Annotated in this window: 9 protein-coding genes and 1 tRNA gene; 1 reads left to right on the top strand and 9 read right to left on the bottom strand. The window is 71.9% G+C overall.

Translation table 11 applies throughout. The features are described from left to right. Positions 1 to 50: 50 nt before the first annotated feature. Complete coding sequence (locus AB0B48_RS29280; RefSeq protein ID WP_238679755.1) at positions 51 to 866, bottom strand: Bax inhibitor-1/YccA family protein; 816 nt, start codon at positions 864 to 866, stop codon at positions 51 to 53. Between the two features lie 106 nt (positions 867 to 972). Continuing rightward, positions 973 to 1,053: transfer RNA gene (locus tag AB0B48_RS29275), tRNA-Leu, on the bottom strand. Between the two features lie 101 nt (positions 1,054 to 1,154). Between AB0B48_RS29275 and AB0B48_RS29270 the strand changes: the two genes are divergently transcribed. Next, positions 1,155 to 3,014, top strand: coding sequence for a hypothetical protein (locus AB0B48_RS29270; protein ID WP_357207104.1), 1,860 nt, complete (start codon positions 1,155 to 1,157; stop codon positions 3,012 to 3,014). A gap of 110 nt (positions 3,015 to 3,124) precedes the next feature. Here the strand turns inward: AB0B48_RS29270 and AB0B48_RS29265 are convergent, their stop codons facing one another. From AB0B48_RS29265 to AB0B48_RS29235, 7 genes are all read right to left on the bottom strand, one after another. After that, positions 3,125 to 4,456: an NAD(P)/FAD-dependent oxidoreductase gene (locus tag AB0B48_RS29265; protein WP_357207102.1), complete on the bottom strand. Its 1,332-nt coding sequence runs from the start codon at positions 4,454 to 4,456 to the stop codon at positions 3,125 to 3,127. Positions 4,457 to 4,558: 102 nt separating this feature from the next. Continuing rightward, positions 4,559 to 5,119, bottom strand: a complete 561-nt coding sequence (locus AB0B48_RS29260; RefSeq protein ID WP_357207100.1) for a hypothetical protein — start codon at positions 5,117 to 5,119, stop codon at positions 4,559 to 4,561. Between the two features lie 108 nt (positions 5,120 to 5,227). Next, positions 5,228 to 6,670 carry a DUF58 domain-containing protein gene (locus tag AB0B48_RS29255; RefSeq protein ID WP_357207099.1) on the bottom strand — a complete coding sequence of 481 codons (1,443 nt, stop codon included), beginning with the start codon at positions 6,668 to 6,670 and terminating at the stop codon, positions 5,228 to 5,230. Next, positions 6,670 to 7,677, bottom strand: coding sequence for a MoxR family ATPase (locus AB0B48_RS29250; protein WP_091394243.1), 1,008 nt, complete (start codon positions 7,675 to 7,677; stop codon positions 6,670 to 6,672). The genes AB0B48_RS29255 and AB0B48_RS29250 overlap by 1 nt, the downstream gene beginning before the upstream one ends. Further along, on the bottom strand, positions 7,677 to 8,261 hold the full coding sequence (locus AB0B48_RS29245) for a hypothetical protein (RefSeq protein WP_357207098.1): 585 nt from the start codon (positions 8,259 to 8,261) through the stop codon (positions 7,677 to 7,679). Before AB0B48_RS29245 ends, AB0B48_RS29250 begins: the two co-directional genes overlap by 1 nt. Beyond that, the gene (locus AB0B48_RS29240; protein WP_357207097.1) at positions 8,258 to 9,043 is read right to left on the bottom strand and encodes a DUF4129 domain-containing protein; all 786 of its coding nucleotides are present in this window, start codon (positions 9,041 to 9,043) and stop codon (positions 8,258 to 8,260) included. The genes AB0B48_RS29245 and AB0B48_RS29240 overlap by 4 nt, the downstream gene beginning before the upstream one ends. A gap of 22 nt (positions 9,044 to 9,065) precedes the next feature. Then, positions 9,066 to 9,769 (bottom strand): uracil-DNA glycosylase (locus AB0B48_RS29235; RefSeq protein WP_357207096.1); only part of this gene is annotated, 704 nt, incomplete at its 5' end.

The following is a 9,769-nucleotide window of genomic DNA, read 5'->3' as shown; positions in this document are numbered from 1 at the left end:
CCCGCCCTCACCGGAGTGGGGGCGGGCGCCGGTCGGCAGTGCGAACGAGGTCAGTCGTCGCCCTGGAAGTAGCTCAGCAGGCGCAGGATCTCGATGTAGAGCCAGACCAGGCTGACCAGGATGCCGAACGCGGCCACCCAGGAGTAGCGCTGGGGCAGGCCCATCCGGACGCCGTCCTCGATCTCCTTGAAGCTGAGCACGAAGCTCAGCGAGGCGACCACGATGCAGACCAGGCTGAAGCCGATGGCGAGCGGGCTGCCGTCGCGCAGACCGGTGTTGACGCCGAACAGCGCCAGCACCAGGTTGATCATCATGACCGCGAAGAGGCCGACCATCACGGCGATCATGCCCTTGACGAAGGCCGGGGTGGCCCGGATGACCTTCGCCCGGTAGAGCATCGCCATCAGGAAGAAGATGCCGAAGCTGGCTGCGGCGGCCTGGAGCACGATGCCGTCGTAGGCCGTCTCGAACGCCTTGCTGACCATGCCGACGAAAACACCCTCGACGACCGCGTACGCGATCACGAGCGCCGGGTTGGCCATCCGGGAGAACGAAATGATCAAGCCGAGCACCAGGCCGACGACCGCCGCGCCGATCCAGGCGGTACCGACCAGCGCGTCGGGAACGAGCACCCAGGCGGCCGCGGCGGTGATGCCGAGAATGCCGAGCAGAGCGACCGTCTTGACGACCACGTCGTCGACGGTCATCGGCGCCACAGTGGGTGGCGCGGCCGGGTAGTCGGCCTGGGACGGGTACTGCTGGGGAATGCCGGGCTGTCCGTACGGCCCGGCCGGGGCGTACCCGGCGGAGCGCTCCCGCTCGGCCGCTTGGCCGAGCCGGGCGAGCACCGGGTTCGAGGTCTTCACTGTCTGGCCTCCCTCAGGGGGTCGTTTGCACGTGAACGTGCCCTCCAAGAGTAAACGGCAGAGCCAAGTCCTGGAGATCACGAATGAGAATGTGTGAGTCGACCGGTGCCCGGGGCGGGGGTCGAACCCGCACGCCTTTCGGCAGCCGCTTTTAAGGCGGCCGTGTCTGCCTTTCCACCACCCGGGCGAGTGGCACCGGCGCGCCGACACGCCTGGTGCAGTGTCACCGTAGCCGGTCTACGGCGACCCGGCGTACCCCGCCGGCCTGGCCGCATTAGGGTCGATGCCGTGAGCAGCGCAGCCCCCACGGCCCCCGAAGCCGCCCCTGAGCAGGCATTCCGCCTCGCCGATCGGGCCAACCGCCGACCCCGGGCCACCCGGCTGCTGGCCGCCATCCGCCGCCACCGGGCGGATCTGCTGGCCGCTCTGCTCTTCGCGGCGCTGGCCGGCTGGCTCACCCACGGGCTGTGGCCCGACCCGAGCGGGCGCATCCTGGCACTCAATCCGGCGGACCAGACCCTCTACGAGTGGTTCCTGGCGGTGGACGCCCGCGCACTGCTCGGCGACTTCGACCTGCTCACCGACCGGCTCAACGCTCCCGACGGTGTGAACCTGATGGCCAACACCACTGTGATCGCCCTCGGCGTCCTCTTCGCGCCGGTCACCCTGCTGCTGGGCGCGCCGGTCACCTTCGCGCTGCTCGCCGCCGGCAACCTCGCCGGCACCGCACTCGCCTGGTACCTGCTGTTCCACCGGACGCTGCGCGTCCGCCGGCTGGCCGCCGCACTCGGTGGCGGGCTGTGCGGATTCGGACCCGGCATGGTGTCGCAGACAAACAGCCACCTGCACATGACCGCCCAGTGGCTGGTGCCGGTGATCGTCTGGCTGGTGGTCCGGCTGCTGCGAGCGGCCGACCCGGGGCCCGGCACCCCCGACGAAGCCGGCAGTACCCGGGCCACCGGCCCGGACCGTCGGCGACTGTTCACCTCTGCCGCGGGGCTGGCCGGCGCGGTCAGCGCGCAGGTCTTCATCGGCGAGGAGGTGCTCTTCCTCGCCGCGATCACGCTGCTGGCGATGGCGATCAGCTACGCCGTGGCGGACCGGGACCTGGCCCGCCGGGCACTTCCCGGGTTCGCCGGCGGGTTGGCGATCGCCGCCGGGCTCGCCCTGCTGGTGCTCGGCTATCCGCTGTGGTTCCAGTTCGCCGGGCCGCAGGGAGTCGCCGACGGGATGTTCACCCCTGCCTACTTCTCCGCCGACCTGAGCAGCTGGTGGGCGCTCTCCCCACTGTCGGTGGCCGGCAGCGACGAGTCCGCCCGGCTGACCACCGGGCCCGCCGAATACAACACGTTCCTCGGCTGGCCACTGCTGCTGGTCGCTGCGGTCTGCGCGATCTGGGCCGGGCGGCGCCGGCTGGTCTTCGCCTGCGTCGTGGCGGGCCTGGTGATGGGGGCGCTCTCGCTCGGCCCGGAGGTGGTGCTCGGCGGCACCAGGACGGCGGTCCCCGGCCCGTACGCCCTGATCGGAGGGCTGCCGGTGGTGGACGGGGCGTTGCCGATGCGGTTCGCGCTGGCGTTGCTGCCGATCGTCGCCACGCTGCTGGTGCTCGCGGTCGACCGGGCCCTGCGCAGCTCCGGCCGCGCGCGGCGGCTGGTGCCGCTGGCCGTGGGCGTGGCACTGCTACCGATCTTCCCGACCCCCCTGCCGACCGCCGGACGACCCGCAGTGCCGGAATTCATCACCGGCGGCCACTGGCGGCAGTGCGTACCGCCGGGCGGGGTGCTGGTCCCGGTGCCACTGCCCACTCCAAAGGAGCCCTGGCCGATGCGCTGGGCGACCGCCGCCGACGCGGGTTTCGGGCTGCCGGAAGGCTTCTTCATCGGCCCGTACGGGAGGGGCGGCAGCGCGGCGATGGGCACCTTCAAGCAGCCCACGTCCGCGCTACTGGCGGATGTCGCCCGCCGCGGTGACCAACCGGCCATCGGTGACGAGCAGCGCCGCCAGGCCGCCCGCGACGCGGACTTCTGGGGCGCCTCCTGTGTGGCGCTCACCGACGAAACCCCCCACGCGGACGCTCTGCGAGCAACCCTGGAGCAGCTCTACGGCCCGCCCACCCGCATCGCCGACGCCTGGACGTGGCGGGTCTAGACCAGCCAAAACCCCGCCGATCTTGCACTTCCTGTCCGGACAAGACGCACCAGAAGGCGCATCACGGCATCCGGAAGTGCAAGATCGACGGGGTTGGCGTCTGTCTCTGGTCAGACGCGGGGCGCGCCGACCGGCTGGGAGGCCTCGACGAACTCCTCGCGCGGGTCGTGCAGCTGGCCCAGGGCGACCACCTCGCGCTTGAGGAAGAACGCCAACGACCAGTCCACCACCACGCGGACCTTCCGGTTGAACGACGGGATCCGGCTCATGTGGTACGTCCGGTGCATCACCCAGGCCGGCCAACCGGTCATCTTGATCCCGTACACCTGGGCCACGCCCTTGTGCAGGCCGAGGCTCGCCACACTGCCGACGTGCTTGTGCTTGTAGTTCACCGGCTCGCGACCCCGGATCACAGCCGCGATGTTGTCGGCCATCCGGGCGGCCTGGCGCACAGCGTGCTGAGCGCTCGGCGAGCAGAAGTTGCCCGGCTCCTTGGTCAGGTCCGGCACGGCGGCACAGTCCCCGGCGCTCCAGGCGCCCTCGAGCACCCGGTCACCGTCGACCACCTGGAGCGTGGGCAGGCAGGTGATCCGTCGACGGTCGTCGCGCGGGAAGTCGGTCGAGTCCAGCATCGGCGACGGCTTCACACCGGCGGTCCAGACGATCGTGTCGGAGCGGAAGCTGTCACCGTCGGAGAGCTTCACCACCCCGTCGACGCAGGACTCCAGGCGGGTGTCCAGCCGGATGTCCATGTTGCGCTTCATCAACTGCTGCACGGTGTACGCACCCATGTCCCGGTCGACCTCGGGCAGCACCCGCTGGGTGGCCTCGACCAGGACCCAGCGGACCTCGTCCTGCTTGAGCTCCGGGTAGTACCGCAGGGCGTCGCGAGCCATGTCCTCCATCTCGGCGAGCGCCTCGATGCCGGCGTACCCACCGCCGACGAAGGTGAAGGTCAGCGCCGAACGGCGGACGTCCGGATCCGGCGTGGCGGCCGCCACGTCGAGCCGATCCAGCACGTGGTTGCGCAGGTAGATCGCCTCGCCGATGGTCTTGAACCCGATGCCCTGTTCGTGCAGACCGGGGATCGGCAGGGTGCGGGAGACCGAACCCGGGGCCACGATCACGTGGTCGTAGGTGATCTCCCGGGCCGGGCCGCTGATCGGCTGGACGGTGGCCACCTTGCGGTCGTGCTCGATCCGCGTGACCGTGCCGGCCACCATCTTGCACCGGCGCAACTCCCGTCGCAGCGGCACCACGGAGTGCCGCGGGGAGATGTTGCCCGCCGCCGCCTCCGGCAGGAACGGCTGATAGGTCATGTGGGGTTGGGGGTCAACCACCATGACCTCAGCCTCACGGGAGCTGAGCTTCTTCGACAGGCGCAGCGCCGCGTACAGACCGACGTGCCCTGCACCAACCACAAGGATCCGCTTCGGATTCACGTTGTCTATCTTTCCCCGGCCGGCTCAGGTAATCCCGCTCGCGGCCCCCATCTGTGACGGAGCACAACCCATGTGACCTGCGTAACCCTCGGAACGCAGTGGTCACCGACGTCGCAGGAGCCAGCCCAGCAACACTGCCGTCCCCACCGCCATCAGCAGCCCCAGCACTGTCACCCACTGGTGTCCGGCACCCCCGCCCGTACCCGTCGCCTGCAATAACAGCACTCCGAGCACTGCGGAACCCAACAGCACGGCCGACGACCGCACCAACCACCGGGTGATCAATTCGGGGTCCACCATCGCGTCATAGGGCAGCAACGCGGCCAGCGCGCAGAGGGTGTGACCCAGGTAGAGCAGGGCCCCGACGGCGAGCAGCCGCCAGAGGGCGACCGGACGGCCGTACCCATCGGTGGCGAGCAACCAACCGCCCACCGTGACCAACGCCGTGAAGGTCGTCCAGACCTTGCGCGGCCCGAACGCGGGCAACAGGGCGGCCACCGCCAGGAAGAAGATCGACCGGCCGGAAAGCACCTCTGCGGGGAACGCCAGAGCGAACCCGGCAAACACGATGACGAAGATCCCCACCCGGACCAGCAGCGGGGCCACGCTGACGCGAGCGACGGCGTACTGCGCCGCCCGAACCCGCTCCACCAGAGCGCTCACCGCACCCGCCTTCCGTTCGCGACTGCGGGGCTCGCAAGCTCACTCCTCGCGCTCACCGCACCCGCCTTCCGTTCGCGACTACGGGGCTCGCAAGCTCACTCCTCGCGCTCACCGGCCACCCACCCTTGGGGCCGTCGCCAACCGGGCCACGTCCCGCAACACCTGGTCCAGGCTGCCGGCACCGGCCCAGCGCACGACCGGTACGCCATGCTCCCGGAGCTGCCCGATCATGGTCTCCCGGTCCAGGCGCCACAGCCGGTACGCCACCTCGGCCCAACCCCGGTCCTTCGGCGACGCCAGGTCGGTCGGCAAGGTGTCGACCGCCACCACGAACCGCCCACCGCGGGCCAACCGGGCGAGCATCTGCGCCGACCGTTCGTCAAGCAGCGGGGTGAGCACCACCACCAACGCGTCCGACGAGAGCAACTGTGGGCCGAAGACCTGGTCGTACGGTTCGTGTGCGGATGCGTGAACCCGGACGTCGAGCAACCACTCCAGGACGGTCAGGTACTGCCGCCGCCCGGCGGCCGGCCGGAGCCGGCGGGCGGCCGGCCCGTACTCCAGCAGCGAGACCCGGTCACCACGGTGCAGGTAGTGCTCGGCGATCGCGGCGGTGGCCCGGACTGTGGTGTCCAACACCGAGGCGGCACCGTCAGCCCCACCGGAGCGGCCCGCCTCGGCGAGCACGTCGAGCAGCACCACCACCTCCGCGTCCCGGTCGGAGAGAGTGGCGGCCACGTGCAGCTGCCGGGCCCGCAACGAGACCCGCCAGTCGACCCGGCGCAGCCGGTCACCGGGAGCGAAGACGCGTACGCCGGCTAGTTCGCCGCCCTCTCCAGGTCGGCGCGAGTGGTGCGCCCCGACCAGGCCGGCGGCGCGGGGCATCGCCTCGACCGCCTCGAACGGCTCGGTACGGGGGTACACCCGCACCCGTACCGGCTCGGTGATCACCGCGCGGGAGACCAGCAGACCCCCGGCCGTGGCGACCCGCGCACCGGCGGGGCCGACCGGGTGCCGGCCCCAGCGCAGGGCCTTGCCGGCCAGCTCCAGATCCACCGCCGCGCCACTCGGCACCGACGTCACGAACGGTCGGTCCGCGACGGATCGGCGCCTGCCGTCGCCTGGCACCGTCGCACCGGTTCCCGGGATGGCGCTCGGCTCCCCGTCGTCGGCGGCCTCGTCGCGGGCGAAGCCGGCCCGGTCGATCCGCAGCCACTGCGACACGCGGGTACGCGTCACCACCAGGTCGTAGTCGACAGTGTCCGGGTTGCCGACGCTCACCGCCGCAGCCACGTCACCGCCCTCGACCAGCGGCCCGCCGTCACCCTGGGTGATCCACACCTGTGGCAGCGCAGTGGGTCGTCGGCGCAGCGCGTACGCGGTGCCCAACGCGAACGGGGCGGCGAGCACGATGAGGTCCACCCGGCCCAGCAGCACCCCGGCCACCAGCAGCAGGCCGGCGAGCAGCACCGCGCGGCCGAGCGCCGGGGTGGGCGCCCAGCCGGCAGCCGGTTCCGCCTCGGTGGCCGTCGGCACTGTCGGTCCGGTCATCAGTGCCGGGGCCCGCCGGCGGCGTAGCTGGGCAGCGCGCCGCTGGCCGGGGCGGGAGTCGCCTCCAGCACCTCGCCCACCACGAACGCCGGGTCGACCCGGCGCAACCACATCTCCGGACGCAGGGTGATCCGGTGGGCCAGGGCGGGGGCCGCCACCGACTTGACGTCCTCCGGCACCACGTAGTCCCGTCCGCCGAACACCGCGCGGACCCGGGCCAGCAGCAGCAGCGCCAGCGAACCGCGAGGGGAGGCGCCGACCAGCACCGACGGGTGCTCCCGGGTGGCAGCGGTGAGCGACACGATGTAGCGGCCGATGGAGTCCTCCACGACCACGTCCTCCAGTGCGGCCTGCATGGCCCGCAGCGTCGCCGCGTCGACCACCGCCTTGATGTCCGCCTCCTCCCGGCGACGGCTCATCCGACGGCGCAGCACCTCCCACTCCTCTTCGTGCTGCGGGTAACCGAACGAGACCCGCAGCAGGAACCGGTCCAGCTGCGCCTCCGGCAGCGGGTAGGTGCCCTCGTACTCGATGGGGTTGGCGGTGGCCAGCACGTGGAACGGCTCGTCGAGCTTGTAGGTCACACCCTCGACCGACACCTGCTTCTCCTGCATCGCCTCCAGCAGCGCGGACTGCGTCTTCGGCGGCGTCCGGTTGATCTCGTCAGCGAGGAGCAGGTTGGTGAAGACCGGGCCGGCCCGGAAGGTGAAGTCACCGTTGCGCTGGTCGTACAGGAAGGAGCCGGTGACGTCGGCGGGGAGCAGGTCGGGAGTGAACTGCAACCGACGGAAATCCAACCCGAGGGCCTGGGCGAACGAACGGGCGGTGAGTGTCTTACCGAGCCCTGGCAGGTCCTCCAGGAGCACGTGCCCGCCCGCGAGGATGCCGGCGAGGACCAACTCCAACGCGTCCCGCTTGCCGACCACCACGGTGCCGACCGCGTCCAGGACCGCCCGAGCCAGGTGCCCGACCTCGGCGGGGGCAATGCTCCGGTCCACGTCGTTCATCAGATGCTCTCCAGTTCGGCGACGATCACCGCGAGATCGCGCGGCGACGGGGTGCGGCGAGGCGGGGTCTCCAGGAACGTCCACAGGCGGTCACCCAGCAGGACGCGGGCGCGGGCGGGATCCGACTCACGGGTGACGCCGTGTTTCAGCCGCATCCGCTCGTCGGCCAGTTCACCGATCCGAGGCAGGACCACCTCGGTGAAACGTTCGGTTCGGTTCGAGGACCAGTCCAGGGGCCGTTCCCACTGGTTGATGGCGCCACGCAGCGCGTCCCGGGCGTCCCAGTTGTAGCTGCCGTCCTCCTCGCCCGCGCCGGCCCGGCGAGCCGGCGGCGGCGGAGGTGGCGGCGCGAGCAGGGCGGTGACCCGGCGGACCGCCAGCACGGCGAGCACCCCGGCGATCAGTACGGGAAGCGAGACCTGGAGGCCCACCGCGCGGAAGCCGACCAGCAGGACCGCGACCAACGCGGCGGCCCACGCCAGCGAGCGCAGCACCGGACGCCAACGGGACGGGCGCGCCTGCGGACCCGCCGGCGCGGCCTCCTCCTCGAACGCGAGCAGATCGTCGATGCTGGTGCTGCTCATGAGGTCACCGCCGCGGTGAGCTCTCCGCGCAGCCGACCGAGCGCGGCGCGGGCCTGGTCCCGGGTGCGTTCGCCGACCGGGTGGGTGGCGTAGCGGGCCTCCCGGTAGACGTGCGCGAACTCGGCCAGCACATCGGTGCTGGCGATGGCCGGCACGCCCGCCGACGGGTCACCCTGCAACAGTCGGCTGACCAGGTCGGTGGGGGTGTCCCCCGCGAGCCTCGGCACACCGGCCGCAGCGGCGGTCTCCTCCAGGCGCACCCAGCAGGCGATCACCGCCACCCGGGGGTCGGTGTCCCGGTCGTCGAGCTCCACCAGGCCGGCGTCGAGGGCGGCGACCACCTCGCGGGCGGTGCCCTCGGCGGTACGGCGGGCCCGCTGCGCGGGTAGTGCCCGGGTGGTGCGGCGCAGCGCTCCCCGGATCAGGACCCAGCTGAGGTAGCCGAGCGCGGCGAGGATGGCCAGACCGAGCAGGACCACAGCCACGGTGCCGACCCACTGCGGGATGTGCGCCTGGGTGGCCTCGCCGGCGTCGCGGGGCTCGATCGGAATGGACGGCGACGGCTCGACGGTCGGGTACTCGGGAACCCACGGCACGTTGTCCGCGGCCGGCGGGATGCGACTGGCCCCGATCGACGAGTGGGCGGACGCCAGCGCGGCACCGGCGAGCAGGGCCGCGACCGCGCCGACCGGCCACCACCGGCGCAGTAGGCCGAGCACCGGCCGCAGCACACCCGGCTCGGCGGACGGTACCGGTGTGGGCGGGCGTGTTCCGTCTGTCATCGCCACCACCCCACGCGTCGCCTCAGTCCACTCCGGCCAGCTGTTTGGCCTGGCCGAAGACATCGTCCAACATCTCTGGTGTCAACCGCCCGGTGAAGGTGTTCTGCTGACTGACGTGGTAGCAGCCGAGCAAGTCCGGGGCGTTCGTGCCGGACCAGTGTGCCCCATGACCGAACGCCGGTCGCGGGCTGGGCGGGCGCTGCCCGTACACCGCACGGAGCACCGGCCACCACGCGGCCCAGGCGAACGCGCCCAGCGCGACCACGACCCGCAGCGTGGGCCGGATCATCGTGACCTCGCGGTGCAGCCAGGGTGCGCAGGTGTCCCGTTCCAGCGGGGTCGGCTTGTTGTCCGGAGGCGCACACCGGACGGCCGAGAAGATCCGCAGGTCGCGCACCGTGAGCCCGTCGTCGGCGGCGACGCTGGTCGGCTGGTTGGCCAGCCCGGCCCGGTGCAGCGCGGCGAACAGCACGTCACCCGAGCGGTCACCGGTGAAGATCCGGCCGGTGCGGTTGCCACCGTGCGCGGCGGGCGCCAACCCGAGGATGGCGATCCGGGCGTCACCGGTGCCGAAGCCTGGCACCGGTCGACCCCAGTACTCCTGGTCGCGGAAGGCGGCCCGGCGGGTGCGGGCGACCTCCTCCCGCCACTGCACCAGCCGCGGGCAGGCGAAGCAGTCGCTCACCGCCGCGTCGAGGTCAGCCAGGTCGGTCGCCCGCGCTGCGC

The organism is Micromonospora sp. NPDC049089 (genome assembly GCF_040648775.1).
GTDB lineage: Bacteria > Actinomycetota > Actinomycetes > Mycobacteriales > Micromonosporaceae > Micromonospora.
This window is presented reverse-complemented; position numbering and strand designations above follow the sequence as displayed.

Coding starts and splice junctions, on each gene's coding strand:
- AB0B48_RS29255 (WP_357207099.1), bottom strand. CDS start 6,670: ATGACCGGACCGACAGTGCCGACGGCCACCGAGGCGGAACCGGCTGCC.
- AB0B48_RS29250 (WP_091394243.1), bottom strand. CDS start 7,677: ATGAACGACGTGGACCGGAGCATTGCCCCCGCCGAGGTCGGGCACCTG.
- AB0B48_RS29245 (WP_357207098.1), bottom strand. CDS start 8,261: ATGAGCAGCACCAGCATCGACGATCTGCTCGCGTTCGAGGAGGAGGCC.
- AB0B48_RS29240 (WP_357207097.1), bottom strand. CDS start 9,043: ATGACAGACGGAACACGCCCGCCCACACCGGTACCGTCCGCCGAGCCG.